Annotated in this window: 27 protein-coding genes; 17 read left to right on the top strand and 10 right to left on the bottom strand. The window is 63.4% G+C overall.

Going from position 1 to position 23,875, the window contains the following annotated elements:
• Nucleotides 1-134 precede the first annotated feature (134 nt).
• From ACIQYU_RS26245 to ACIQYU_RS26230, 4 genes are all read right to left on the bottom strand, one after another.
• Nucleotides 135-893, bottom strand: a complete 759-nt coding sequence (locus tag ACIQYU_RS26245; RefSeq protein WP_207832900.1) for a collagen-like protein — start codon at nucleotides 891-893, stop codon at nucleotides 135-137.
• Nucleotides 886-1,161, bottom strand: coding sequence for a DUF1145 domain-containing protein (locus ACIQYU_RS26240; protein ID WP_051100302.1), 276 nt, complete (start codon nucleotides 1,159-1,161; stop codon nucleotides 886-888). The genes ACIQYU_RS26245 and ACIQYU_RS26240 overlap by 8 nt, the downstream gene beginning before the upstream one ends.
• Nucleotides 1,162-1,259: 98 nt before the next feature.
• Nucleotides 1,260-1,979, bottom strand: coding sequence for an OmpA family protein (locus tag ACIQYU_RS26235; protein WP_402802766.1), 720 nt, complete (start codon nucleotides 1,977-1,979; stop codon nucleotides 1,260-1,262).
• An 89-nt stretch (nucleotides 1,980-2,068) separates the two neighbouring features.
• Nucleotides 2,069-2,761, bottom strand: a complete 693-nt coding sequence (locus ACIQYU_RS26230; RefSeq protein WP_063913119.1) for an OmpA family protein — start codon at nucleotides 2,759-2,761, stop codon at nucleotides 2,069-2,071.
• A 159-nt stretch (nucleotides 2,762-2,920) separates the two neighbouring features.
• Here ACIQYU_RS26230 and ACIQYU_RS26225 point away from each other — a divergent pair, with 159 nt between their 5' ends.
• From ACIQYU_RS26225 to ACIQYU_RS26210, 4 genes are read left to right on the top strand one after another with little or no spacing between them, the layout of a single operon-like run.
• Nucleotides 2,921-3,415, top strand: coding sequence for a DUF6231 family protein (locus ACIQYU_RS26225; protein ID WP_207832904.1), 495 nt, complete (start codon nucleotides 2,921-2,923; stop codon nucleotides 3,413-3,415).
• Nucleotides 3,416-3,417: 2 nt separating this feature from the next.
• Nucleotides 3,418-3,894 carry a YchJ family protein gene (locus ACIQYU_RS26220; protein ID WP_063913121.1) on the top strand — a complete coding sequence of 159 codons (477 nt, stop codon included), beginning with the start codon at nucleotides 3,418-3,420 and terminating at the stop codon, nucleotides 3,892-3,894.
• 2 nt (nucleotides 3,895-3,896) lie between these two features.
• A complete protein-coding gene (locus ACIQYU_RS26215) occupies nucleotides 3,897-4,382 on the top strand; it encodes an LEA type 2 family protein (protein WP_207832906.1) in 486 nt (161 codons plus the stop codon).
• A 7-nt stretch (nucleotides 4,383-4,389) separates the two neighbouring features.
• Complete coding sequence (locus tag ACIQYU_RS26210) at nucleotides 4,390-4,587, top strand: SEC-C metal-binding domain-containing protein (protein WP_003258907.1); 198 nt, start codon at nucleotides 4,390-4,392, stop codon at nucleotides 4,585-4,587.
• 62 nt (nucleotides 4,588-4,649) lie between these two features.
• Here the strand turns inward: ACIQYU_RS26210 and ACIQYU_RS26205 are convergent, their stop codons facing one another.
• Complete coding sequence (locus ACIQYU_RS26205; RefSeq protein WP_207832908.1) at nucleotides 4,650-5,846, bottom strand: MFS transporter; 1,197 nt, start codon at nucleotides 5,844-5,846, stop codon at nucleotides 4,650-4,652.
• 155 nt (nucleotides 5,847-6,001) lie between these two features.
• On the opposite strand from ACIQYU_RS26205, the gene ACIQYU_RS26200 reads away from it, so the two are divergent.
• The 4 genes from ACIQYU_RS26200 (at nucleotide 6,002) to ACIQYU_RS26185 (ending at nucleotide 11,958) form a co-directional block, all read left to right on the top strand.
• On the top strand, nucleotides 6,002-7,342 hold the full coding sequence (locus ACIQYU_RS26200) for a PLP-dependent aminotransferase family protein (protein WP_402802763.1): 1,341 nt from the start codon (nucleotides 6,002-6,004) through the stop codon (nucleotides 7,340-7,342).
• 378 nt (nucleotides 7,343-7,720) lie between these two features.
• Nucleotides 7,721-10,162: a penicillin acylase family protein gene (locus ACIQYU_RS26195; RefSeq protein WP_207832912.1), complete on the top strand. Its 2,442-nt coding sequence runs from the start codon at nucleotides 7,721-7,723 to the stop codon at nucleotides 10,160-10,162.
• 107 nt (nucleotides 10,163-10,269) lie between these two features.
• Nucleotides 10,270-10,608, top strand: a complete 339-nt coding sequence (locus tag ACIQYU_RS26190; protein WP_207832914.1) for a hypothetical protein — start codon at nucleotides 10,270-10,272, stop codon at nucleotides 10,606-10,608.
• A 234-nt stretch (nucleotides 10,609-10,842) separates the two neighbouring features.
• Nucleotides 10,843-11,958, top strand: a complete 1,116-nt coding sequence (locus tag ACIQYU_RS26185; protein ID WP_207832917.1) for a succinylglutamate desuccinylase/aspartoacylase family protein — start codon at nucleotides 10,843-10,845, stop codon at nucleotides 11,956-11,958.
• Nucleotides 11,959-11,982: 24 nt separating this feature from the next.
• Here the strand turns inward: ACIQYU_RS26185 and ACIQYU_RS26180 are convergent, their stop codons facing one another.
• Nucleotides 11,983-12,210, bottom strand: a complete 228-nt coding sequence (locus tag ACIQYU_RS26180) for a hypothetical protein (protein ID WP_063913128.1) — start codon at nucleotides 12,208-12,210, stop codon at nucleotides 11,983-11,985.
• A gap of 94 nt (nucleotides 12,211-12,304) precedes the next feature.
• Entirely contained in the window at nucleotides 12,305-12,871 is a 567-nt protein-coding gene (dcd, locus tag ACIQYU_RS26175) for a dCTP deaminase (protein WP_003258001.1), read from the bottom strand.
• Between the two features lie 327 nt (nucleotides 12,872-13,198).
• On the opposite strand from dcd, the gene ACIQYU_RS26170 reads away from it, so the two are divergent.
• The gene (locus ACIQYU_RS26170) at nucleotides 13,199-13,408 is read left to right on the top strand and encodes a cold-shock protein (protein WP_003254922.1); all 210 of its coding nucleotides are present in this window, start codon (nucleotides 13,199-13,201) and stop codon (nucleotides 13,406-13,408) included.
• A gap of 167 nt (nucleotides 13,409-13,575) precedes the next feature.
• On the opposite strand, the gene apbC is transcribed toward ACIQYU_RS26170, so the two are convergent.
• Nucleotides 13,576-14,670, bottom strand: coding sequence for an iron-sulfur cluster carrier protein ApbC (gene apbC / locus ACIQYU_RS26165; protein ID WP_016713757.1), 1,095 nt, complete (start codon nucleotides 14,668-14,670; stop codon nucleotides 13,576-13,578).
• A 158-nt stretch (nucleotides 14,671-14,828) separates the two neighbouring features.
• Here apbC and metG point away from each other — a divergent pair, with 158 nt between their 5' ends.
• From metG to ACIQYU_RS26130, 7 genes are all read left to right on the top strand, one after another.
• The gene (gene metG, locus ACIQYU_RS26160) at nucleotides 14,829-16,868 is read left to right on the top strand and encodes a methionine--tRNA ligase (protein WP_063913130.1); all 2,040 of its coding nucleotides are present in this window, start codon (nucleotides 14,829-14,831) and stop codon (nucleotides 16,866-16,868) included.
• 152 nt (nucleotides 16,869-17,020) lie between these two features.
• Nucleotides 17,021-17,569, top strand: a complete 549-nt coding sequence (locus ACIQYU_RS26155; protein ID WP_207832919.1) for an Rnf-Nqr domain containing protein — start codon at nucleotides 17,021-17,023, stop codon at nucleotides 17,567-17,569.
• Complete coding sequence (locus ACIQYU_RS26150; protein ID WP_207832921.1) at nucleotides 17,566-18,540, top strand: RnfABCDGE type electron transport complex subunit D; 975 nt, start codon at nucleotides 17,566-17,568, stop codon at nucleotides 18,538-18,540. The genes ACIQYU_RS26155 and ACIQYU_RS26150 overlap by 4 nt, the downstream gene beginning before the upstream one ends.
• Nucleotides 18,537-19,139: an RnfABCDGE type electron transport complex subunit G gene (locus ACIQYU_RS26145; RefSeq protein WP_207832923.1), complete on the top strand. Its 603-nt coding sequence runs from the start codon at nucleotides 18,537-18,539 to the stop codon at nucleotides 19,137-19,139. Before ACIQYU_RS26150 ends, ACIQYU_RS26145 begins: the two co-directional genes overlap by 4 nt.
• Entirely contained in the window at nucleotides 19,132-19,656 is a 525-nt protein-coding gene (locus ACIQYU_RS26140; protein WP_207832925.1) for an Rnf-Nqr domain containing protein, read from the top strand. The genes ACIQYU_RS26145 and ACIQYU_RS26140 overlap by 8 nt, the downstream gene beginning before the upstream one ends.
• Nucleotides 19,657-19,660: 4 nt before the next feature.
• The gene (nth, locus tag ACIQYU_RS26135) at nucleotides 19,661-20,299 is read left to right on the top strand and encodes an endonuclease III (RefSeq protein WP_013973953.1); all 639 of its coding nucleotides are present in this window, start codon (nucleotides 19,661-19,663) and stop codon (nucleotides 20,297-20,299) included.
• Between the two features lie 104 nt (nucleotides 20,300-20,403).
• Nucleotides 20,404-20,580 carry a PA3496 family putative envelope integrity protein gene (locus tag ACIQYU_RS26130; protein WP_207832927.1) on the top strand — a complete coding sequence of 59 codons (177 nt, stop codon included), beginning with the start codon at nucleotides 20,404-20,406 and terminating at the stop codon, nucleotides 20,578-20,580.
• Nucleotides 20,581-20,637: 57 nt separating this feature from the next.
• Here ACIQYU_RS26130 and ACIQYU_RS26125 read toward each other — a convergent pair whose 3' ends face one another.
• On the bottom strand, nucleotides 20,638-21,261 hold the full coding sequence (locus ACIQYU_RS26125) for a response regulator transcription factor (RefSeq protein ID WP_207832929.1): 624 nt from the start codon (nucleotides 21,259-21,261) through the stop codon (nucleotides 20,638-20,640).
• Nucleotides 21,262-21,627: 366 nt separating this feature from the next.
• Between ACIQYU_RS26125 and ACIQYU_RS26120 the strand changes: the two genes are divergently transcribed.
• Nucleotides 21,628-22,110, top strand: coding sequence for a hypothetical protein (locus tag ACIQYU_RS26120; RefSeq protein ID WP_207832931.1), 483 nt, complete (start codon nucleotides 21,628-21,630; stop codon nucleotides 22,108-22,110).
• 69 nt (nucleotides 22,111-22,179) lie between these two features.
• Here ACIQYU_RS26120 and ACIQYU_RS26115 read toward each other — a convergent pair whose 3' ends face one another.
• On the bottom strand, nucleotides 22,180-23,397 hold the full coding sequence (locus ACIQYU_RS26115) for an argininosuccinate synthase (RefSeq protein WP_013973956.1): 1,218 nt from the start codon (nucleotides 23,395-23,397) through the stop codon (nucleotides 22,180-22,182).
• Nucleotides 23,398-23,875 lie beyond the last annotated feature (478 nt).

Genomic DNA, 23,875 nt, shown 5'->3' with positions numbered 1-23,875 from the left:
GATGGCACGGGCTTCGCCCGTGTTCGCGGGCAAGCCCGCTCCCACAGGGGGCGCGCCAGCTTTTAGAAATTGAGCAAGACAGTTGCTCCCACAGGTACTGCCCATGGCTTGCCGGCGATAGGGCCGTACAGGTTTCACAGGCGCTGCAGGATCAGTTCGCCCGCTGCCCCCGCCAACCCGGGCTGGCCCGGCTGCCCCGGGCGGCCATTGGCACCGGCGTCGGTGCGGTACACCAGGCAGCCCTTGCTCGCCCCGCCTTTACCGGCCTTGCCAGCAGCCCCGGCCTTGCCCGGTGCACCACCGTCCAGGCGCACCACGATGCGCTCCTGCGGGAAGCCCTGCGGCACGCTCAGGCGGATGCGCCCACCCGGCGCGCCATCGTGCCCGTTGCCGCCGTCATCGCCATTGGCACCGCGGCTGGCCTGGCCCCAGGTGCAGCCACCGGCCTGGCCGTTGGCGCCATCGAGCCCCACGTAACCCGGCGCACCGGCACCGCCACGGGCATCGATCGCCAGCCGCTCGGCATCCACTTCAGCCAGTTTCAGGTCCAGGCTGCGACCCGACCGGGCTCCCCGCTGGTAGGTGCCTGCCGCCCCCGGCGCACTGAATTCGCTGCCCTCACCCAGCCGCGCGCTGCGCGCCTCGATCAGCAACGGGCTATCGGACGGTGCAATGGCGATACGCGCATCGCGCCCCAGTTCCAGCTGGTCGACCTTCAGTTCCGCGAGCGAGGCAGGCAGCAGCAGGGTTGCGGCGTCAGCGACACGCAGGTGCGCAAGGTGCACGCTGGCCGACTTGTCGGGCAGGCGCAGCATGGAGTTGGCAGCGACCACCAGGCTTTCGGCCTGGGCCAGGGGAGCGGCCAACATGGCCAGCAACATCAGATTACGCATTTCGCGGCGCCTCCTGCGCACGGGGAATGGACATGACATGGAAGATACCCGTCAACAGGATCTGCAGACGATCGAACCAGCGGTGGCTGCGCCCGCGCAAGCTGCCATTGAAGAACAGCACTTCGAGCAGGTGCAGGCCCAGCAAGGCGATGCCCGCGGCGTTGATCAGCAGGTTGAAGGGCAAAGGTTGTGGCATCAACTGATTGAACAACACCACACCCCAGAAAGCGACTGTCAGGACCTTGCCCAGGCCCAGGATGAACTTCATACCCCGCCCCCATGGATTGTTGTTATGTCCAGACGGCCCGTTCGAGCGGGCCGTGCGACCAACATTAACTGCAATGCCAAGGCAGGCGCCAGCACCGCTCAGTTGAGGTGCAGCTCCACCCGTCGGTTGCGGGCGCGGCCCTCCTCGCTTTCGTTGTCGGTAAGCGGTTCACTCTCGCCGCGCCCCTGACTGGTGACCTTGCCCGGCGCCAGCCCCTGGCCGATCAAGTACTCGGCCACGCTGCCGGCGCGGCGCTCGGAAAGCGCCTGGTTATAGCTGTCGGAGCCTACGTTGTCGGTATGCCCGATCACGCTGACCTTGGTCACCGTCGGTGAATCGAGTTTCGCCACCAGGCCCTGCAGGCGCTGTTGGGCCGCCGGGGTCAGCTCGGCGGAGTCGAAGGCGAACATCACTGCGCCGTTGTCATCCAGGATGATCACCTCTGCCGAGGGTTCAGGTTCAGTGGCAGGCGGCGATGCAGGGTACACTTTCAACGGGCAACCCATGTGGTCGACCGTAGTGTTGGCAGGGGTATCGGGGCAACGATCGCGGCGGTCGAAAATGCCGTCGCCATCTTCGTCACCATCCTGGGCGTAACAGATCAGGCCCCCGGCAATGGCACCAAGGGCACCGCCGCCGGCCGCCCAGCTTGAACTTTCGATGGCCCCCAGGCCACCACCGACCAGGCCGCCGAGCAGGCTGCAGATGGGCCAGGTCCTTTGGTTGAGGGGCGCGCTGCCATCGCTGTGGGTGGCGCAGCCCGTGAGCAGGCTGGCAGCCACCAACAGCGGCAGCGCCGCCTTCGACGTCACACTCATGCTGAATGCTCCTGTGTCATTGGCCACGAACGGCTGACCGCCGTCAAGGCACGCCCGTGCCACTGCTCAAGGCACGGGCGCACGCCGTTCTACCGCTGGATCTTGATCTCGGTACGGCGGTTCATGGCACGCCCGTCGGCCGTGGCGTTGTCGGCCACCGGCTGGGTTTCACCGGCACCGACCACCGACACGAAGCTGCTGCGCGGCACACCGCTCTCGACCAGGTAATCGGTCACCGAGTGGGCACGGCGCTCGGACAGTTTCTGGTTGTAGCTGTCGGAGCCGACGCTGTCGGTATGGCCGCTTACGCTCAGGCGGGCAGACGGCGCTTCCTGCTTCAGGCGCGTGGCAATGGTGTTCAGGCGCTCCTTGTCGCTGGCGGTCAGGCGCGCAGAGTCAAACTCGAAGTGCACATCGCGGATGACGATGACTTCTTCCTTCTGCACCACCACTTCCTCCACCACCGCAGCCGGCTGCGGCGGGCAACCGTTGGCATCCACCTGCACACCACGCGGGGTGCCAGGGCACTTGTCACGGCTGTCCGGCACGCCGTCGCCATCCTCGTCACCATCGCCATGGGCCCAGCAATAGCCCGCCGCCAGGCCACCGCCCAGCAACGCGCCCCAGCCAGCCCAGCTGGAACTCTCGATGGCGCCCAGGGCAGCGCCGCCTACACCCCCGACGGCAGCACATTTCGGCCAGTCGGTCTTTTGCAAACCTGCACAACCAGTCAACACACTGGTGAGCAGGACCAGGGGTATCGCTGTGCGTACTATGCTCATTTCATTGCTTCTCCTAGGGGGAATCGGCATAAGGCCGATCTCTGGGAGTAAAGACCGAGCATTTGATCCCTGCCACCAATAAGCCACGACACGGTCACATGCCTCTTTGCCCGCACGCTGCGGCCCGCTAGTCTTGGACGACTTCAACGAGGATTGCCAATGACCGACGGTTTTTCCCAGCGCACCCCGCAGCAGGCCCTGGCGGCCCTGCTGGAGCGCTTCACCCCGCAACGCCTGCTGCTGGTAGGCACGCGCTTCCCGGCGCTGGACGCTTTCGCCCAGGCGCACCCACAGGTAACCATCGCCACTGCCGCCCCAGGCCCGCTACCGGCCGAACTGGCAGCCCAGCGCTTTGACCTGGCGGTACTGGTGGACTGCCTGGAGCACCTGCCCAAACGCACCGGCCTGGAACTGCTCGGTGGCATTCGCAACCTCAATGCCAGCCGGGTCGCGGTGCTGACCGACCTGGCCGCCTGTGGCTGGCAAGACACCGATTTCTTTGCCCTGGCCCTGTCGGCCAGCGAGAAATTCCGCCGTGACCAGCAGGTGTTGAGCCTGTTCACCTATGATCTACATGACTACAAACAGGTACCGGACTGGCTCAACGCCAAGTTCTGGGCCAACCCTGAAAACTTCGGCAAGTACTGGTGGTGATGATGAGTGTCTCGGTCTGCCCTTGTGGCAGTGGCAACCTGCTCGAAGCCTGCTGCGGGCATTACCATGCCGGCACCCCGGCACCGGATGCCCAGGCCCTGATGCGCTCGCGCTACAGTGCCTACGTGCTGGGCCTGGTCGACTACCTGGTGGCCACCACCCTGCCGGCCCAGCAAGCCGGCCTGGACCGCGCCGCCATGGCCGCCTGGAGTGCCCAGAGCACCTGGCTGGGCCTGGAGGTGGAAAGCGCAGAAGTGCTGGGCGGCCAGCCGGAGCACGGTTTCGTCACCTTTACCGCTCGCTGGCACGACCAGGAGGGCGACCATCAGCACCGCGAGCGCTCGGCATTCGTCCAGCATGCCGGGCGCTGGTACTTCATCGACCCCACGGTCGGGCTCAAGGCCGGGCGCAACGACCCCTGCCCCTGCGCCAGCGGCCAGAAGTTCAAGAAATGCTGCGCCAGTTACGTGGGTAGCTGAACATGATCGCCCGCCCCCGCCCGCTGCTGTTCGCCGCCCTGATGGCATGGCTGGCACTGCTGGCGGGCTGCGCCAGCTGGGGCGGTGATGACTGGCGCGAGCCCGAGGTGCACCTGGTCAAGGTGGAGACAGTCAAGGCCAGGTTGCTGGAGCAGGAGTTCGTGCTGCACCTGCGGGTCGACAACCCCAATGACAGCCGCCTGTTCATCCGCAACCTGTCGTATGCCATACGCCTCAACGACCTGTTGCTGGTGCAGGATGAAACCAGCCTGTGGCGCAGTGTCGGCGGGCATGCCCGGCGCACCTTCAAGATCACCGCGCGGACCAACCTGTGGCAGCACCTGAAACCGCTGGCCAAGCTGCTGAAAAGCGAGCAACCGTTGCATTACAACCTGCAGGGCGAGCTGGCGACCGGGTTGCTCATCCATCGGGACCTGCACTTGTCGCGCAGTGGTGAGATAATCCCCGGCGATTACAACCCGGAGTAACCCTGCAATGTCCCAACAACCCCACGTTCATGGCCCTGACTGCAACCACGATCATGATCACCACCACGATCATGGCCATGTACACGGCCCGCACTGCAACCACGGCCACCAGGAGCCGGTACGCAACGCCCTGAAAGACGTTGGCCGTAACGACCCTTGCCCGTGCGGTAGCCAGAAAAAGTTCAAGAAGTGCCACGGCGCCTGACCTGAACAGCACTTGCGCGTCCCTGCTACGGGCCGCGCTGTGGGTAGTCGGGGCCTTCCTGCCTAGCTGGCCCTTGCAGGCCCGGCTACCTTGCGCTGCAGCACCCCGGCGGTGGCCATGAGCAGCACGATGCACAGGGCCATGCAAATGGCATTGGTGCCGTCCCAGCCGACCGAGCCCAGCAACAGCGACGGGCTGAATGCGCCAATGGTCGCGAACACCGCAATGGCCAGATCGTTTTTCCCCTGCATCTGCATCGCAGCCGGGCTGTTTTGCAGCGTTTGCGCCAACAGCGCCCCTCCACCCACGTAGGTCAGGTTCCAGCCCAGACCGAGGGCTATCAGCGCCAAGGTCATCATCGCGTAGCTGTGCGACCATATGTTCATGGCCGTGCAACCGATCAACAGGCCCAGGCCTAGACAGATGGTGGCCCTGATCCCGAGCTTGTGGATGATGGCGCCAGTGAAGAACGACGGGGCGAACATGGCAATCACATGCCATTGAATCGCCAGGCGAACGTCGGAAAAGTCCTCATGCATGTGTTTCATGTGCATCGACGCCTGGATCATCAGCAAATTCATGATTCCGTAGCCCAGCGCGGCCACTGCCATGGCCAAGGCGACCACCGGGCTCAGCGGCTCAGCGGCTGTACCAGCCGGTTTCGCTGCACGGTCGGTATCGGCGATACCGCTGTCGTCGGGCAGGCAAACCGCTATCAGCAAGGACATCACCGCCAGGCCGACAAAGGCGGCGTAACACAGCGAAAACAACGGATACCCGCCAAGGTCGCGCAGCCATTCGGTGAGCGCCGGCCCGACCACGGCAGCGATCACCCCACCTGCCACGACCAGCGAAAGCGCTCTTGGCTTCAGGTTCTGGGCCAGATTGTCGGTGGCCGCGAAGCGGTTGAAGTTGGCAAACGCAATGTAGATGCCCAATGCCGAATGACTGACCACCAGCGTCGGGAAGTGCTGGTACAGCACGGCCAGATAGCCGGTGATGCCGGACACCGCCAAAGGTATCGAGCCCAGCATGAACGCCCGCTTGCGGCCGATACGGCTCATCAGCCCGGAGACCGGGTAGGTAGCCAGCATCATGCAGAGAAACTGAAAACCGTAAGGCACCGTGGACCACGTGGCGGCAGGTGCCAGTGCCGCCCCGACAATGGCCGCCATGGTCACGGACATGACCGCAGTCGTCAGATTGATCGATTGCGCGGTGAAAAACAGATAAGTGCGCCGCGGTAGTGTGCTCGACATAGCGTGTGCTCACGGTAGGTGGACGGGGTGATTTCGACATCGCGAAAAGTGCCGACAGCTGCATGGTCGCATCTGCCGCGCTCTGAAATGCGAACAGTCGACGCGCTTTCCGGTTAACTGTTAGGCTATTTTTTCTAACAGTTGCAGGACCCGACATGCGCCCGCATAGCCTTCATGACCAGTTGAAACAGCGCCTTGAAGCCGGCGAATGGCTGCCTGGGCAGCGCATGCCGTCCATCCGCAAGCTGAAGGCGGCGGTCAACTGCAGTTACCACGATGTCGTCTCCAGCTATGCCCGGCTGGTCAGCGAAGGTGTGTTGACCGCCATTCCTGGCCGCGGCTACTTCGTCGCCAGCCATACACGGCAAACCGGCACGGTGGATGCGCCCACAGGCATGGCCGGCGACCCATTGTTCAGGCTGCTGCAGGGGGGCCAGCACTACACCAAACTGGGCAGCGGCTGGCTGCCACCCGCCTGGCGTGACACCGAGCTGCTGGCCAAGGCGATTCGGCGCACGGCGCGGCTGGAGCAGAGTTCGCTGGCGGAATATGGCGACATCCAGGGCTACCTGCCCATGCGCAAACAGCTGTGCGTGCACTTGAAACGCCTGACCCGTGTCGATGCCCAGCCAGGCCAGTTGCTGACCACTCTGGGCGCCACGCAAGCGCTGGACCTGGTGGCGCGGTTGCTGATCAAGCCAAGCGATCACGTGTTCGTCGACGAGCCCGGCAATGGCAACCTGATCAAGCTGATCCAGTTGGCCGGTGGCCACGTGGTCGGGGTGCGGCGAACCCAGGACGGACCGAACGTGGAAGACATGAAAGAGCACCTGGCCAGGCACAAGGTCAAGGCGTTCTTCTGCAACAGCACCTTCCACAACCCGACCGGCGGCAATATCAGCCCGCACAATGCCTTCAGCATCTTGCGTCTGGCGGTGGAACACGACTTCTTCGTGGTCGAGGATGATGTCTACGGCGACTTCAGCCCGGGCGTGCGCCAGACCTTTGCCGAACTGGACAACCTTGAGCGGGTCATCTACATCGGCAGCTTCTCCAAATGCCTGTCCGCTTCATTGCGCGTGGGCTACATCGCCTGCTCGACCGACCTGATAGAGCCGCTGACACGCCTGAAACTGCTGACCTGCGTGGCGGTGCCGGCGTTTTGCGAACGCTTCGTCAACACCATCCTGTCCGACGGCACCTATGCCCGGCACATGCAAGACCTGCAGCAGCGCCTGATCCGCCAGCAGGCCCAGACCCAACGGTTGTTAAGGGAACGTGGCTGGCAGTTCGACATAACGCCGCAAGGCGGCATGTTCCTGTGGGTCTACCACCCCGAACTGGCCGACCTGCAGCCCTTCATGCATCGCCTGGAACAGCACAAGGTGCTGTTGATGCCAGGCTCGGCCTTTGCCGTCAGCCGTGACTATCAACGCCATGCGCGCATCAACTGCACGCACTTTTCCGACGCCGTGGCCGAGCATTTCAAGGTTTGAGTGCCTGTCTTGAGTTTTGAGAGGGTGCGTAAATCGAGCGCCGCCCGCGCGGCGCATCGCGAGCGAAGCTCGCTCCTACATCTGTTTCGGGCCAGTATCGCCTGTGCCAGCGCACGCGACCGCCTTGTTTGTACGACGCGATATCGAGCCATGCGCCAAGGCGTTCGCGCGCAAATCCCACAGGAATAATTGGCCCGAAACAAATGTAGGAGCGAGCTTCGCTCGCGATGCGCCGTGCGGGCGGCGCTCGATCCCACAGGCGCCACACACCCCACGCCAAGCACAAAAAATAAAGCGCCCAGGGACCTTGCACGGCGCCTGCGCGCTAACTACCTTAGCGCCTTTCCAAAACCGCCACGCCTTGCAGGAGCCCTTGTCATGGCCGCCCCCGCCTTTCCTCCCTTCCGCCCGCGGTTCGCAACCGCTGCCACGCTGCTCGGCATGCTCGGGCTGGCCGGCTGCCAGACGGGCGGCTACCAGGACAGCGTGCCACAGACCAGCGGCGTGCAGCCGCTCAAGGGCCTGGCGCAGAACGTCTCGGTACGGCGCAACGCCATGGGCGCGCCACTGATCGAAAGCAGCAGCTTCCATGACGCCCTGTTCAGCCTGGGCTATGTGCACGCCGGCGACCGCATCGAGCAGATGGTCGCCATGCGCCTGCTGGCCCAGGGCCGGCTGGCCGAGCTGGCCGGCAGCGACGCGCTGGACATCGACCGCCTGATGCGCGCGGCCAACCTCAAGCAGAGCGCCGCCCAGCAGTACGCCGATGCCTCGCCACGGCTCAAGCGCTTCTTCGAAGTGTATGCACGCGGGGTCAACGCCTACCTGTTCCGCTACCGCGACAAGCTGCCCGCCGGCCTGGCCAGCAGTGGCTACCGCCCCGAGTACTGGAAGCCCGAAGACTCGGCCCTGATCTTCAGCCTGTACGCCTTCAGCCAGTCGGTGAACCTGCAGGAAGAACTGAGCGCCCTGGCCCTGGCGCAGAAAGCCGGCAGCGACAAACTGGCCTGGCTGCTGCCCGGCGCCCCGGACGAGCCGTTGGCCGAAGCCGAAGTGGACAAGCTCAAGGGCCTGAACCTGGCCAGCCAGTTACCGGGCCTGCCGGCCCTGGCGGCTGCCAGCCAGAAGCTCGCCGACCTCGACCTTCTGGGCAGCCCTGGCTCGGCCAACCTGGCCCTGGCGCCGCAGCGCAGCCACAGCGGCAAGAGCCTGCTGGCCAGCGACAGCCGAGCTGCCTGGGCCCTGAGCCCGGTGCAGATCCACACCGGCAAGTACCAGGTCGCCGGCCTGTCGTTGCCCGGCCTGCCGATCGTGCTGGCCGGCTACAACGGCAAGCTGGCCTGGAGCAGCAGCGCGGTCATGGCCGACAACCAGGACCTGTACCTGGAGCAACTGCGCCAGCAGGGCAGCCAGCTGAGCTACCTGGCCGACGGCAAATGGCTGCCGGCCCGCGCCCGTAGCGAAACCTTCTTCGTCCGCGGCCAGCGCCCACTGCGCGAGGTGATGTACGACACCCGCCACGGCACCCTGCTGGCCCAGCCAGGCAATGCCAGCCTCGGCCTGGCGCTGAACCTGCCTCAGTTCAAGGGCGACCGCAGCCTGGATGCACTGTTCGACCTGACCCGGGCCAAGAGCGTGGAGCGAGCCTTCGACAGTACCCGTGAAGTGACCGCCGCCGCCCTCAACTTCATCTTTGCCGAACCCGAGCACATCGGCTGGCAAGTCAGTGGGCGCTACCCCAACCGCCGCGAAGGCCAGGGCCTGCTGCCCTCGCCGGGCTGGGACGGGCGCTACGACTGGGACGGCTATGCCGACCCGATGCTGCACCCTTACGACCAGGACCCGCCCGCCGGCTGGATCGGCCACGCCAACCAGCGCAGCCTGCCGCGTGGCTATGGCATGCAGCTGTCCAGCACCTGGTACTACCCCGAACGCGCCGAACGTCTGGCCCAGCTGGCCGGCAATGGCCGTCACGACAGCCGCAGCCTGATGGCCCTGCAGAACGACCAGACCACCCTGCTGGCCGACAAGCTCAAGCAGATGTTCGACGCCCCCGGCATGGCCCAGCCACTCAAGCAGGCCATCGACGCCCTGCCCGCCGCACAGCGCGACAAGGCGCGGGACGCGCTGGCCCGGCTCAAGGCCTTCGATGGCCGCCTGAGCCCGGTATCGAGCGATGCCGCATTGTACGAACTGTTCCTCCAGGAAGTGGCCCGGCAAACCTTCCTCGACGACCTGGGCCCGGAATCCGGCCCGGCCTGGCAGGCCTTCGTCAGCAATGCGCGGTTGTCGTTCTCGGCACAGGCAGACCACCTGCTGGGCCGCGACGACAGCCCGTTCTGGGATGACCGCAGCACCCCGCAGAAGGAAGACAAGCCGGCCATCCTGGCCCGCAGCCTGGCTGGCGCAGTGGATGCCGGCACTGCGCAACTGGGTGCCGACCGCCGCGCCTGGCAGTGGGGCAAGCTGCACCAGTACCGCTGGCCGGCACCGGCCTACCACGGCCTGGGCGATACCATCAGCCGCTCGCCGCTGGCTGCCGGTGGCGACTTCACCACCCTGGCCCTGACGCCATACGCCTGGGGCAGTGACTTCGACACCCGCCTGCCGGCGTCGGCACGGATGATCGTCGACTTCGGCCAGGCCGAGCCGTTGCAGGTGCTGACCAGCAGCGGACAGTCCGGTAACCCGGCCAGCAAGCATTACAGCGACGGCCTGGACGCCTGGTTCAAGGGGCGCTTCATGAGCCTGCCGCTGCAGCAGCAGAACTTCGGGCGAGCGTATGGCAACCAGCGGCTGACGCTAGTACCGGCTCGCTAAGGGTTAAGGTTCCAACTCCTTATCCTCCATCCAGGTCTTTAACCTCCTCCGGACCGCGTGTGCTGTATCGGAACACGCGGTTTCCATTCATTTAGAGGATGTTCGTCATGACCACTGAAACCCTGAAGATCGAAGTCTCCTGGCCAGAAACGCAAGAAATTCCAGATGGCAGCACCATCGAGTTACAGCTGTGGGCCGGTGATGAAAATGCAAGCTACAGCATGATCGACGTTGAAATTTGCAAACCGGCAGTTACCTCACCGGTCACCTTTGAAGTTCCTGTCAATGTACAGGAACTGCAAATTGAAGACGGTACCTCCAGCTGGGACTACTTCCACACATCTCCCAGGCTGGTGCAGGGAGGGTTGATCAAGAATATCGCCTACGCAGAAAAGACCAGCGTGGCGGAGGCCTTGGCATCCGGCTGGAAAATGTCCTTGCGCTGAGCAGTGACTGACTAGTAATGGCCATCGCCCCTCCCCTGGGTGCGATGGCCGCTGGACAAGCCGGTGCAAGAGGCAGATGACCTGGCGACCTTGGCAGGCATTGCACGCCTGCAGTAGCCAAGTTGCCTGTACCGGCCGAACACATCCGGAATGAGGCAGACGCGGCAAATCTATGCTTCTATCTGTGTGCCGACCCGTGTCGCAGACCGTTTTCGCCACGCAGCCAGGACCACCATGCACCATTCAACCCACGACCTGCTTTCCCCCGTTCCGGGCGTCACGCGCCAACTGCACAGTTTCCACTTCGGCCCCCGCGGTGGCGGCAAGGTCTATATCCAGGCCTCGCTGCATGCCGACGAGCTGCCCGGCATGCTGGTAGCCTGGCACCTCAAGCGCCACCTGGGCGAACTGGAACAGCAAGGCCGCCTGCAGCGCGAGATCATCCTGGTCCCGGTAGCCAACCCGGTTGGCCTGGAACAGGTGCTGCTGGACGCGCCACTGGGGCGTTTCGAGCTGCAAAGCGGAGAAAACTTCAACCGTAATTTCGTCGATCTGTCGGACAACATCGGCGACCAGATCGAACAGCACCTGACCGAGGATCCAGCACACAACCTTGAGCTGATCCGCGAATACCTGCGCCGAGGGCTGGACGCACACCCCGCGCGCACCCCGCTACAGGCTCAGCGCCTGATTCTGCAACGCCTGGCCTGCGATGCCGACATGGTGCTGGACCTGCACTGCGACTTCGAGGCAGTCGAACACCTGTACACCACGCCAGACGCCTGGCCGCAAATCGAACCGCTGGCCCGCTATCTGGGAGCCCAGGCCAGCCTGCTGGCCACCGACTCGGGCGGGCAGTCGTTCGATGAATGCTTCAGCCTGGTCTGGTGGCAGTTGCAGCAACGCTTCGGCAAGCGTTTCCCGATCCCGCTGGGCTGCTGCTCGGTCACCGTGGAGCTGCGTGGCCAGGCAGATGTCAGCCACGACCTGGCCAGCAAGGACTGCCAGGCGATCCTCGACTTCCTGACCCACGCGGGGGTGATTGAAGGTGCCGCAGCCGCCCTGCCCGCCTTGCGCTGCCCGGCCACGCCGCTGGCCGCCGTCGAACCGGTGATAGCGCCACTGGGGGGGCTACTGGTGTACCACGCCAGACCGGGGCAGCATCTTGAGGCCGGCCAGCTGATTGCCGAAGTCATCGACCCACTCAACGACCGGGTGACTGCCGTGCACAACAGCCAGCCCGGCCTGCTGTATGCCCGCAGCGTGCGGCGCATGGCAACTGCCGGCATGGTCATCGCCCATGTCGCCGGCGAGCAGGTATGCCGCAGCGGTTATCTGCTGGGTAACTGACCAGGCAAACCGTTGCCGCGTTGCTCAGGCCACAGGCGCGGGTGGCGGCTCGTCAGGCAGGGTCGGCTCGCCCGGCTCCATAGGTGGCTTTTCACCGGGGTCCGGTGGCTGCGGGTCATCGGGATCTGGCTGGTGAGGTACGCCCCCCGCTTGCATAGGCAACGGGTACGCCAGCAATGACCATGGCAGCAAACCGACGTGGTTGGGCTGCAGGCCAGCCAGCTTGGCACTGATTGCGGGGTGGAGTTTCATTGGCAGCTCCTGGCGAGAGCCGTTGCGCATCATGCGCACCGGCGTTACCCATTGGAGTGCCAAAGGCGCGGGGAAATTCCCCGCGCTCGTCGGCTCAGGTACGCGGCAGGGTGACGCCGCGCTGGCCCTGGTACTTGCCGCCACGGTCCTTGTACGACACTTCGCATTCTTCGTCGGACTGCAGGAACAGCATCTGTGCCACACCTTCGTTGGCGTAGATCTTCGCCGGCAGCGTGGTGGTGTTGGAGAACTCCAGCGTCACGTGGCCTTCCCACTCGGGTTCGAGCGGGGTGACGTTGACGATGATGCCGCAACGGGCGTAGGTGCTCTTGCCCAGGCAGATGGTCAGCACATCGCGCGGAATGCGGAAATACTCGACGGTGCGCGCCAGGGCGAAGGAGTTCGGCGGGATGATGCACACGTCGCTCTTGATGTCGACGAAACTACCGGCATCGAAGTTTTTCGGGTCGACGGTGGCCGAGTTGATGTTGGTAAACACCTTGAATTCATCGGCGCAGCGCACGTCATAGCCGTAGCTGGAGACGCCGAAGGAGATCACCCGGCTGTCCTGTTCGCCGCGCACCTGGCGCTCGACGAACGGTTCGATCATGCCGTGTTCCTGCGCCATGCGGCGAATCCACTTGTCCGATTTGATGCTCATGGCGGGGTGTCCTGAAGAGTTGCGAGGGGAAAAACCAGACGCGCATCTTACCGGTCCCCGCGCCCGGGTTAAAGTTCCTTGCCTCATCCCGCGCCGGGCGGGGGCTGCAGCCGCCGTCGATCCGAATTTGCGTAAAGCGCCTTCTGACCATTGGCAGGTTGCGGAAAGTGGGGTAAGGTGACGCCACTGTGCTGCACGTGACACCGAGAATCTCTAGTTTGATGCACGATCCTGATCGGCCCATCGCTGAATTTTCTGCTCTCTTTGCGCTCAGTCCCGGCCAGGGTTTTTCCTGACCGTTATCAAATTGTCCAAGGAGACAGAAAAATGTCCAACCGTCAATCCGGTGTTGTTAAGTGGTTCAACGATGAGAAAGGCTACGGCTTCATCACCCCTCAGTCGGGCGACGACCTGTTCGTGCACTTCAAAGCCATCCAAGCTGACGGCTTCAAAACCCTGAAAGAAGGCCAGGCTGTTACTTTCGTCGCTACCCGCGGCCAGAAAGGCATGCAGGCTGAAGAAGTTCAGATCGCCTAAGTCGATCGAAGCTTCCTTGCTTTCAAAAAACCCGCCTTCCGGCGGGTTTTTTTATGCCTGGCCGAAAGACCGAGTCGGCCTCTTTGCGGGTAAACCCGCTCCCACAGGAACAGCGCTGTACCTGTGGGAGCGGGTTTACCCGCGAAGCAGGCGACTCGGTCTGCCAGTCAATCTTCGCTGATGGTAATGCTAGGCATTGCCGGCGCCGCCGCTTCCTGCAGCACGATCCGCGCACCCACCTGACGGGCCAGCTCCTGATAGACCATGGCAATCTGGCTTTCCGGCTCGGCAATCGCCGTCGGCTTGCCGCTATCGGCCTGCTCGCGGATCAGCATCGACAGCGGCAACGACGCCAGCAGGTCGACACCATACTGGCTCGCCAGCTTCTCGCCACCGCCTTCGCCGAACAGGTGCTCGGCATGGCCGCAGTTCGAGCAGATGTGCACAGCCATGTTCTCCACCACGCCCAGCACCGGAATGTTGACCTTGCGGAACATCTCCACGCCCTTCTTGGCGTCCAGCAGGGCCAGGTCCTGCGGGGTGGTGACGATTACCGAGCCGGCCACCGGCACCTTCTGCGCCAGCGTCAGCTGGATGTCACCGGTGCCCGGCGGCATGTCGATCACCAGGTAATCCAGGTCGTCCCAGGCAGTCTGGGTCACCAGCTGCAGCAGCGCGCCGGAAACCATCGGGCCACGCCAGACCATCGGCGTGTTGTCGTCGGTGAGGAACGCCATGGACATGACTTCCACGCCATGGGCCTTGATCGGCACGAACCACTTCTGCTCGCGAATCTGCGGGCGGGTACCTTCGGCGATACCGAACATCACGCCCTGGCTGGGGCCATAGATGTCGGCATCGAGAATGCCCACCCGCGCACCTTCGCGGGCCAGCGCCAGGGCCAGGTTGGCTGCGGTGGTCGACTTGCCCACACCGCCCTTGCCCGAGGCCACGGCGATGATGTTCTTGACGTTGGCCATGGCCGGCACCTGGGCCTGGGCCTTGTGCGCGGCCACCACGCAGTCGATCGACACCTGGGCACTGCTGACGCCCTCGAGGTTGCCGATGGCGGTCTGCAGCACCTGGGCCCAGCCGTTCTTGAACAGCCCTGCGGCATAACCCAGCTGCAACTGCACGCTGACCTGCCCGCCCTGGATATCGATGGCGCGCACGCAGCCGGCGCTGACCGGGTCCTGGTTCAGGTAGGGGTCGGTGTACTGGCGAAGCACGCCTTCGACGGCGGCACGGGTGACGGCACTCATGGAGACTCCCATTGGCAAACTGAATGTAAAACAGACGCCTATCCTAACCCGTCAATCGTCAGCAGATGCTTCTGCTGGGTGAAATATATTCGCCAGCCCTTTATAGTTGCCGATCAACCTCATTTTTACCCCGTCGCCAGATAAGTAGCCGAGCCACCATGTCCGAGCCACGCCAGATTCTCGTCACCAGCGCCCTGCCCTATGCCAATGGATCGATCCATCTTGGCCATATGCTGGAGTACATCCAGACGGACATGTGGGTGCGCTTCCAGAAGCTGCGCGGCAACCAGTGCATCTACGTCTGCGCCGACGACGCCCACGGTTCGGCCATCATGCTGCGCGCCGAGAAGGAAGGCATCACTCCGGAACAGCTGATCGCCAATGTCCAGGCCGAGCACAGCAGCGACTTCGCCGACTTCCTGGTGGATTTCGACAACTTCCACTCCACCCACAGCGAAGAGAACCGCGAGCTGTCGGGCCTGATCTACACGCGCCTGCGTGAAGCCGGGCACATCGCCACCCGTTCGGTGACCCAGTATTTCGACCCGGAAAAGGGCATGTTCCTCGCCGACCGCTTCATCAAGGGCACCTGCCCCAAGTGCGCGGCCGAAGACCAGTACGGCGACAACTGCGAAAAATGCGGCGCTACCTACGCGCCCACCGAGCTGAAGAACCCCAAGTCGGCCATTTCCGGTGCTACCCCGGTACTGCGTGATTCCCAGCACTTCTTCTTCAAGCTGCCGGACTTCCAGGCCATGCTGCAGCAGTGGACCCGTAGCGGCACCCTGCAGGACGCAGTAGCCAACAAGCTGGCCGAATGGCTCGATTCGGGCCTGCAGGAATGGGACATCTCCCGCGACGCGCCATACTTCGGCTTCGAAATCCCGGGCGAGCCAGGCAAGTACTTCTACGTGTGGCTGGATGCGCCGATCGGCTACATGGCCAGCTTCAAGAACCTCTGCGCACGCCGCCCGGAGCTGGACTTCGACGCGTTCTGGAACGAAGGCTCCAAGGCCGAGCTGTACCACTTCATCGGCAAGGACATCGTCAACTTCCACGCCCTGTTCTGGCCAGCCATGCTCGAAGGCGCCGGCTTCCGCAAGCCGAGCGCAGTCAACGTGCACGGCTACCTGACCGTGAACGGCGCCAAGATGTCCAAGTCGCGCGGTACCTTCATCAAGGCCCGCACCTACCTCGACCACCTGCAGCCGGAATACCTGCGTTACTACTACGCGGCCAAGCTGGGCCGTGGCGTCGATGACCTGGACCTGAACCTGGAAGACTTCGTGCAGAAGGTCAACTCCGACCTGGTCGGCAAGGTGGTCAACATCGCCAGCCGTTGCGCCGGGTTCATCCACAAGGGCAACGAAGGCGTGATGGTGGCTGGCGATGCCGCACCGGAGCTGACCGAAGCCTTCCTGGCGGCCGCCCCGTCGATCGCCGATGCCTATGAAGGCCGCGACTTCGGCCGTGCCATGCGCGAAATCATGGCGCTGGCCGACCGCGCCAACGCCTGGATCGCCGACAAGGCTCCATGGTCGCTGGCCAAACAGGAAGGCAAGCAGGATGAAGTGCAGGCCATCTGCGCCCAGGGTATCAACCTGTTCCGCCAGCTGGTGATCTTCCTCAAGCCGGTGCTGCCGGTGCTGGCTGCCGACGCCGAGGCCTTCCTCAACGTGGCCCCGCTGACCTGGAACGACCACCTGTCGCGCCTGGAAAACCACCAGCTGAACCCGTTCAAGGCACTGATGAGCCGCATCGAACCGGCCAAGGTAGAAGCCATGGTCGCCGCCAGCAAGGAAGACCTGCTGGCCGCCGAAGCCAAGGCCCCGGCCGGCAACGGCGAGCTGGCCAAGGACCCACTGTCGGCGGAAATCGAGTTCGACACCTTCGCAGCCGTCGACCTGCGCGTGGCGCTGATCGTCAAGGCCGAAGCCGTACCGGGTGCGGACAAGCTGCTGCAACTGACCCTGGACATCGGTGACGAGCGCCGCAACGTGTTCTCCGGCATCAAGTCGGCCTACCCCGACCCGTCCCAGCTGGAAGGCCGCCTGACCATGATGGTGGCCAACCTCAAGCCACGAAAGATGCGCTTTGGTGTCTCCGAAGGCATGGTCATGGCGGCCGGCCCTGGCGGTGAGGAGATTTACCTGCTGAGCCCGGACAGCGGTGCCAAGCCAGGCCAGCGCATCAAGTAACAAAACCTGCTGGACCTTGTGGGAGCGGGCGTGCCCGCGAAACGGACTGCGCGGTGCATGGCACTGGCGTTGCCGGTGTTCGCTGGCACGCCCGCTCCCACAATGACTCCGGAACCCGGACAATCGCCCCGATTCCCGGCTATCGTCATCTCATGAGCGACTACATCCTGGTCCTGATCAGCGCCGCGCTGGTCAATCACCTGTGCCTGCAACAACAGCCACTCCCCAGGCTGCACCTGCACGTACACGGCCTTGCCTGCGCACTGTGCATCGCCTTGGGCATGTTCGGCGCGCAGCTGCTGTTGCAGGTGGTGCTTGCCCCGCTGCAGGCTCAGGACCTTGCCCTGTTCCTGTTGTTGCCCTGGCTGGCCGTGCTCGCCTGGGGCGTGCCATGGCTGCTGACAAGGTGGCGCCCGACCTGGCCGATGACGGAGTTGCCTGCGTTGCTGTTGAGCAATGCGGCAGTACTGGGGTTGACCCTGCAACAGGCAAGCGACGACAGCACATGGCTCGCCACGCTGCTGCAAGGCCTGCTGGCCGGCGGTGGCTTCTGGCTGGCGTTGGTCTTGTTCGCCGACCTGCGCCAACGCAGCGCCCATGTCGACGTCCCCGGGGCGCTGCGCGGCCTGCCCATCGAACTGCTCGGTGCCGGGGTGATGGCCATGGCGTTTTCCGGCTTCAACGGGCTGTTCGCCCAATGACCGCCAAACCCGACCCGCGGCTACGCACCAGCATGGGCCTGGTGTTGCTGGCCTGCCTGCCTGGCTTGCTGACGCTGTTCTGGCTGCATGGCTGGAGTTTGCTACTGAACCTGTTGCTGTGCGCGAGTGCCGCGCTGCTGTGCGAGGCGTTGCTGCTCACTTTGCGAGCACAACCGCTGCGCATGGCGCTGAACGACGGCAGCGCGCTGGTGACCGCCGTGCTGCTGACCGCCGCCCTGCCCACCCTGGCGCCGTGGTGGTTGCCGGTGGTGGCTGCCAGTGTTGCCATCGGCATCGGCAAACAGGCCTTTGGCGGGGTCGGGCGCAATCTGTTCAACCCGGCCATGGTCGGCTACGCCTTCGCGCTGCTGAGCTTCCCGCTGCAGATGAACCATTGGCCAGGGCCGGCGCCAGGCCTGCTCGACAGCCTGCAGCAGGTGTTCACCGGCAGCGCGCAGATCGATGCCTGGGCCCGGCCGACACTGCTCGACGGCCTGCGCCACAACCGCAGCCTGACCATCGAAGAGCTGTTCGCCAGCCACCCGGGCTTCGGCAGCATCGGTGGGCGGGGCAGCGAATGGGTCAACCTGGCGTTCCTGCTGGGCGGCCTGTTCCTGCTGCAACGCAAGGTGATCACCTGGCATGCGCCGGTTGGTTTGCTGGCAGGGTTGCTCCTGTTCAGCCTGCTGGGCTGGAATGGCTCGGGTTCGGACTCAAACGGCTCACCCCTGCTGCACCTGTTCTCCGGCTCGACCATGATGGCGGCGTTCTTCATTGCCACCGAACCGGTGTCCGGCCCCCGGCAGGAGTGGGCGAAGCTAGGGTTCGGCCTGGGAGCGGGCCTGCTGATCTACCTGATCCGCACCTGGGGCAGCTACCCGGACGGTACCGCGTTTGCCATCCTGCTGATGAACCTCATGACGCCAAGCCTCGAACGCCTGGCCGTGCAGCGCCAGCAGGTTGCCCGATGAAGCGCCTGGTACGTGATGTGGGCCTGCTGCTGCTGACCGCGGCACTGGCGCTGTCGGCCACCCTGGCCTGGCGGCACTGGACCAGCACGGCCATCGCCGACGCCGAGAAACAACTGAATAGCCGCCAGCGGCTGGCGGTGCTGCCAGAAGGCAGTTACGACAACCAGCCACTCGACAATCCGCTGCCCAGGCCCGCCGCACAGCGGCCAAACAGCCGTATCCTGGCAGCTTACCGGGCCACCCTGGCGGGCAAACCGGCCGCCATCATCCTGGTCACCCAGGCCCAGGGCTATGCCGGGCCGATCGTGCTGAGCGTGGCCATTGCCGCGGACGGCCGACTGATCGGCAGCCAGCTGGTCGAGCAACAGGAAAGCCCCGGGCTGGGCGCACGCCTGGGTGATCCGCAGGTGAACTGGTTGGGGCAATTTGCCAACCGTCAGTTGGGCGATCACTGGGCGCTGAAGCGCGACCAGGGCGACTTTGACCAGTTGGCCGGGGCAACCGTTACCTCACGGGCAGTGATCGGCGCACTACAGGAAGCGCTGAGTTACTTCGATCAGCAGCGCAGCGTGCTGCTGGAGGGCCCCACGCATGAATAGGTTCTACCTGCTGGGCGCAAGCCTTGTGCCCCTGCTGGGCGCCACCCGGACACTGAGCGAAGGCGCCACCATCGGCGTGTGCGCGGTGCTGATGAGCAGCCTTCACCAACTGTTGCTGGCCCCCCTTCGCCAGCGGCTCACCACCTGGCCCCGTGTGCTGGCCAGCCTGCTGCTGCTGGCGGCCCTGGCCAGTTGCCTGCAACTGGCCCTGCGTGCCTGGCTGCTGCCAACGGCTCTCGCCCTCGGCCACTATCCCGCACTGCTATGCCTGCAATGCCTGGCCACTGACCACCTGCTGCCCGATCAAGGGCGCTGGCGCCTGCTCACCAGTCACCTGTGCACGCTGTTTGCCAGCTGCCTGCTGCTCGGTGCCAGCCGCCAATGGCTGACCGACGGTGCCAGCCTGCATCTGGCCAGCCTGGCCCCCGGCGCCTTGCTACTGCTCGGACTGCTGTTGGCCTTGTACAATCGCCTGCGTCCGGGCCCTGCCCAACCACGTCGTCAAGGAAAGCGCTGATTTCATGAATGCCGCCAAACGCCTGGAGATCTTTCGCAGGCTGCACGAAGACAATCCCGACCCGAAGACCGAACTGGCCTACACCACGCCGTTCGAACTGCTGGTTGCCGTGACACTGTCCGCGCAGTCCACCGATGTCGGCGTCAACAAGGCCACCGCCCGCCTGTTCCCGGTCGCCAACACCCCCGAGGCCATCTATGCCCTGGGCGTCGAAGGCCTGAGCGAGTACATCAAGACCATTGGTTTGTACAACAGCAAGGCCAAGAACGTCATCGAAGCCTGCCGGCTGCTGATCGAACGCCATGACAGCCAGGTACCGCAAACCCGCGAAGCCCTGGAGGCGCTGCCCGGCGTGGGCCGCAAGACCGCCAACGTAGTGCTCAACACAGCGTTCCGCCAGCCGACCATGGCGGTGGATACCCATATCTTCCGGGTCAGCAACCGCACAGGCATTGCGCCAGGCAAGACGGTGCTGGAAGTGGAGAAGAAGCTGATCAAGTTCGTACCAAAAGATTACCTGCTCGACGCCCACCACTGGCTGATCCTGCACGGGCGCTATGTGTGCCAGGCACGCAAGCCACGGTGCGGCAGTTGCCGGATCGAAGACCTGTGCGAGTACAAGCACAAGACCTCCGACGATTGAGTCGATAGCTGGAAACCACCTGTGACGATTGAAAAAATCTTTTTTACCAGCGTCTGCTTTCTGGTTATAAGGACGGCCAATGGCCCCTTGGCTTGGAGCGACTCATGAGTAGCGATAAAGACGACCTGTCGATCGAAGATGATTTTGTTGCCGCAGAGGATGATGTGGAACCCCAGGTGGAAACCGCAAAAACCAACCTGAGCAAACGCCGCACTATCGACAATATGCTGGAAGAAAGGCGCCTGCAGAAGCAGCTGGCCGACTTCGACTACGATCTGTAGCCCGGGACCAGCAGCCTTGGCAAAGCCTCCAGGCAGGAGGCTTTACGGCCTTGGCGGTCAGTTCAACCCTTGCCGTTGCGCCAGCTCGATCAGGTCGACCAGCGACCGCGCGTTGAGCTTGAGCAACAGACGCGACTTGTAGGTACTGACCGTCTTGTTGCTGAGGAACATGCTGTCGGCAATCTCCTTGTTCGAACGCCCTCGTGCCAGTTGCTGCAACACTGTCATCTCGCGCGCCGAGAGGCGGTTGACCATATCTGTCTCACTCCCGCCTCCCCTGCCACGTGACGGATGCAGAGCCTGGTTGGGGAAGTAGCTGTAGCCCGACAATACGGCCTTGATGGCGCTCAGCAGCTCGGTGAGTTCCTGTTGCTTGCACACATAGCCCGCCGCCCCCGCCTGCATGCAGCGCATCGAGAAGTTGCCTGGGGGCTGCGATGTCAGCACCAGCACCTTGCTGCCCGGGCTGAAGGTCGCCATACGGGCGATCACCTCCAGGCCATCCAGTTTGGGAATACCGATATCGAGCACCACGATATCCGGCAGGTGTTGCCGTGTCAGCTGCAATGCAGCCACCCCGTTGTCGGTCTCCGCCACGACGTCATACCCATGCCGCTCCATCAGCATGCGTACGGCCAAGCGTATGACCGGATGATCATCTACGATAAGCACTTTATTCATGCGATATCCATTCATTGTTTTTGCTTTGGTCCGCCAAGATAACCGACAGAACGCTTGCTGGCGCGGTGATTTACCGGCGAAATACATGAGCAGATAAAACCTACAGCACTTACAGAAAATTCCTACACACAACTACCGTAGTTGTAACAATCAAATTCCTTATTACCGAAATGAACGGTATCACCCACCTGCAAAAGTGCCCAGTTGAAAACTGGCCATTACCTGAGGAATTATCCAATGCGAACACGCTGAACAAACAAGGCTGTCAGGATTTCGGCCGATTATTCCTCACCCGGGAAACAATCCAGTCTTTAGTTGAGCGTTGCTGTAGGGTAATGATGGGCAAAATCGCTGGAGACGGCCCATATGCCCCAAGCACAACCTGTCGCCCCGCTGACGATCATTGCCATCTTCGCGGGGATTATCGAAGCCTCTGCCCTTGCCACACTGCCGTTTCTCAGCGAGTCCAGCCAAAATCTCTATACTTGGTTCCTGGTGGGCTTCCCGTTCTTTCTGACGGCCCTGTTCTTCCTCACGCTCAACTTCAATTACAAGTCCTTCTACAGCCCGTCGCCAAACAGAACGGCAAACGACAACACGCCGACATTGAACGCCCAGGCCAAACCTGCAATGCCCAGTGATGCCAGCGAAGCGCTACAGGGCGAGCCTGTCACGTTCATGTTTTCCGGCCCCGATGCCAATCGCATGATGGAGCAACAAGTGCTGCTCACCCTTGCCCAACCGCCTCTGCCAGCGCGCACCTGGCGCTTTTGCAACCTGGATAAACGCCAATGCGCACAACTGTCGATCAGCGTGCTTGAGGGTCAGATGGCAAACGATGGCCATTGATGCCCAAGGCTTTCCACAGGCAAAAAAAACCCCGGCCTGGGCCGGGGTTTTTACTGCACATGCCAGCGATCAGAGCAGCGAGCGGCCCTTGTTGGCAGCAATGCGCATACGCAGGGCGTTGAGCTTGATGAAGCCGGCAGCGTCCGCCTGGTTGTAGGCGCCGCCATCTTCCTCGAAGGTGGCGATATTGGCATCGAACAGCGAATCGTCCGACTTGCGGCCAACCACGGTGACGTTGCCCTTGTACAGTTTCAGGCGTACCACGCCGTTCACGTTGACCTGCGAAGCGTCGATCATCTGCTGCAGCATCAGACGCTCCGGGCTCCACCAGTAGCCGGTGTAGATCAGGCTGGCATACTTCGGCATCAGCTCATCCTTCAGGTGAGCGACTTCGCGGTCCAGGGTGATCGACTCGATGGCACGGTGGGCCTTGAGCATGATGGTGCCACCAGGGGTCTCGTAGCAACCACGCGACTTCATGCCGACGTAACGGTTCTCGACGATATCCAGACGGCCGATGCCGTTGGCACCACCGATACGGTTCAGGTCGGCCAGGACGGTGGCCGGGGTCTTCTCGACGCCGTCGATGGCAACGATGTCACCGTTGCGGTAGGTCAGCTCGATGTAGGTAGCCTGGTCCGGGGCGTTCTCGGGCGAGACGCTCCAGCGCCACATGTCTTCTTCGTGCTCGGTCCAGGTATCTTCCAGGACACCGCCTTCGTAGGAGATGTGCAGCAGGTTGGCGTCCATCGAGTACGGCGACTTCTTCTTGCCGTGGCGCTCGATCGGGATGCCGTGCTTCTCGGCGTAGTCCATCAGCTTCTCGCGGGACAGCAGGTCCCACTCACGCCATGGGGCGATGACCTTGACGCCTGGTTTCAGGGCGTAGGCGCCCAGTTCGAAACGCACCTGGTCGTTGCCTTTGCCGGTGGCGCCATGGGAAATGGCGTCAGCGCCGGTTTCGTTGGCGATTTCGATCAGGCGCTTGGCGATCAGCGGACGGGCGATGGAGGTACCCAGCAGGTACTCGCCCTCGTAGACGGTGTTGGCGCGGAACATCGGGAACACGAAATCACGTACGAATTCTTCGCGCAGGTCGTCGATGTAGATCTCTTTAACGCCCATTGCCTGGGCCTTGGCACGGGCCGGCTCGACCTCTTCGCCCTGACCCAGGTCAGCGGTGAAGGTCACCACTTCGCAGTTGTAGGTATCCTGCAGCCACTTGAGAATCACCGAAGTATCAAGGCCGCCGGAATACGCCAGTACGACCTTTTTTACGTCCGCCATGCCATCACTCCACGGGGTTGTACGGAAAGGGATCGATTCTAACGACGTTGCAGATAAATTTACAGTGGGGCGACAGCTTCTGACGACAAAGCGACAGGAACTTTCGGAAGGGCGACGGGGGGCGGAGGGGGATTTGATCAGGGGTGCCAGATGCATGCCTCGCCATCTTCAGCGCCTGTGAGATCGAGCGCCGCCCGCGCGGCGCTTCGCGGGACAAGCCCGCTCCCACATCTGTTTCGGGCCAGTCACTCCTGCGAGGGCACCTCTGCCCGCCTTGTTTGTTCCCTTCGATATCGAAGGGGTCAAAGCTGCTCTTCATCCATTTCCAGCCATGCACCAAGACTGCCACCCATCTGGCACAGGAATAATTGGCCCGAAACAGATGTGGGAGCAACTGTCTTGCTCAATTTCTAAAAGCTGGCGCGCCCCCTGTGGGAGCGGGCTTGCCCGCGAACACGGGCGAAGCCCGTGCCATCCT

The organism is Pseudomonas sp. NPDC096925 (assembly GCF_044762545.1).
In the GTDB taxonomy this organism is placed as follows: Bacteria; Pseudomonadota; Gammaproteobacteria; order Pseudomonadales; family Pseudomonadaceae; genus Aquipseudomonas.
This window is presented reverse-complemented; position numbering and strand designations above follow the sequence as displayed.

Bases quoted from the DNA above. Each gene is read 5' to 3' on its own strand.
- ACIQYU_RS26115 (WP_013973956.1), bottom strand. From the start codon at position 23,397: ATGGCGGACGTAAAAAAGGTCGTACTGGCGTATTCCGGCGGCCTTGAT.
- ACIQYU_RS26140 (WP_207832925.1), top strand. From the start codon at position 19,132: ATGAATAGGTTCTACCTGCTGGGCGCAAGCCTTGTGCCCCTGCTGGGC.
- ACIQYU_RS26170 (WP_003254922.1), top strand. From the start codon at position 13,199: ATGTCCAACCGTCAATCCGGTGTTGTTAAGTGGTTCAACGATGAGAAA.
- ACIQYU_RS26130 (WP_207832927.1), top strand. From the start codon at position 20,404: ATGAGTAGCGATAAAGACGACCTGTCGATCGAAGATGATTTTGTTGCC.
- ACIQYU_RS26150 (WP_207832921.1), top strand. From the start codon at position 17,566: ATGACCGCCAAACCCGACCCGCGGCTACGCACCAGCATGGGCCTGGTG.
- ACIQYU_RS26190 (WP_207832914.1), top strand. From the start codon at position 10,270: ATGACCACTGAAACCCTGAAGATCGAAGTCTCCTGGCCAGAAACGCAA.
- ACIQYU_RS26215 (WP_207832906.1), top strand. From the start codon at position 3,897: ATGATCGCCCGCCCCCGCCCGCTGCTGTTCGCCGCCCTGATGGCATGG.
- ACIQYU_RS26120 (WP_207832931.1), top strand. From the start codon at position 21,628: ATGCCCCAAGCACAACCTGTCGCCCCGCTGACGATCATTGCCATCTTC.
- nth (WP_013973953.1), top strand. From the start codon at position 19,661: ATGAATGCCGCCAAACGCCTGGAGATCTTTCGCAGGCTGCACGAAGAC.
- ACIQYU_RS26200 (WP_402802763.1), top strand. From the start codon at position 6,002: ATGCGCCCGCATAGCCTTCATGACCAGTTGAAACAGCGCCTTGAAGCC.
- ACIQYU_RS26125 (WP_207832929.1), bottom strand. From the start codon at position 21,261: ATGAATAAAGTGCTTATCGTAGATGATCATCCGGTCATACGCTTGGCC.
- ACIQYU_RS26235 (WP_402802766.1), bottom strand. From the start codon at position 1,979: ATGAGTGTGACGTCGAAGGCGGCGCTGCCGCTGTTGGTGGCTGCCAGC.
- ACIQYU_RS26205 (WP_207832908.1), bottom strand. From the start codon at position 5,846: ATGTCGAGCACACTACCGCGGCGCACTTATCTGTTTTTCACCGCGCAA.
- ACIQYU_RS26195 (WP_207832912.1), top strand. From the start codon at position 7,721: ATGGCCGCCCCCGCCTTTCCTCCCTTCCGCCCGCGGTTCGCAACCGCT.
- ACIQYU_RS26230 (WP_063913119.1), bottom strand. From the start codon at position 2,761: ATGAGCATAGTACGCACAGCGATACCCCTGGTCCTGCTCACCAGTGTG.
- ACIQYU_RS26180 (WP_063913128.1), bottom strand. From the start codon at position 12,210: ATGAAACTCCACCCCGCAATCAGTGCCAAGCTGGCTGGCCTGCAGCCC.
- ACIQYU_RS26155 (WP_207832919.1), top strand. From the start codon at position 17,021: ATGAGCGACTACATCCTGGTCCTGATCAGCGCCGCGCTGGTCAATCAC.
- ACIQYU_RS26245 (WP_207832900.1), bottom strand. From the start codon at position 893: ATGCGTAATCTGATGTTGCTGGCCATGTTGGCCGCTCCCCTGGCCCAG.
- ACIQYU_RS26185 (WP_207832917.1), top strand. From the start codon at position 10,843: ATGCACCATTCAACCCACGACCTGCTTTCCCCCGTTCCGGGCGTCACG.
- ACIQYU_RS26225 (WP_207832904.1), top strand. From the start codon at position 2,921: ATGACCGACGGTTTTTCCCAGCGCACCCCGCAGCAGGCCCTGGCGGCC.
- ACIQYU_RS26220 (WP_063913121.1), top strand. From the start codon at position 3,418: ATGAGTGTCTCGGTCTGCCCTTGTGGCAGTGGCAACCTGCTCGAAGCC.
- ACIQYU_RS26240 (WP_051100302.1), bottom strand. From the start codon at position 1,161: ATGAAGTTCATCCTGGGCCTGGGCAAGGTCCTGACAGTCGCTTTCTGG.
- apbC (WP_016713757.1), bottom strand. From the start codon at position 14,670: ATGAGTGCCGTCACCCGTGCCGCCGTCGAAGGCGTGCTTCGCCAGTAC.
- ACIQYU_RS26145 (WP_207832923.1), top strand. From the start codon at position 18,537: ATGAAGCGCCTGGTACGTGATGTGGGCCTGCTGCTGCTGACCGCGGCA.
- ACIQYU_RS26210 (WP_003258907.1), top strand. From the start codon at position 4,390: ATGTCCCAACAACCCCACGTTCATGGCCCTGACTGCAACCACGATCAT.
- dcd (WP_003258001.1), bottom strand. From the start codon at position 12,871: ATGAGCATCAAATCGGACAAGTGGATTCGCCGCATGGCGCAGGAACAC.
- metG (WP_063913130.1), top strand. From the start codon at position 14,829: ATGTCCGAGCCACGCCAGATTCTCGTCACCAGCGCCCTGCCCTATGCC.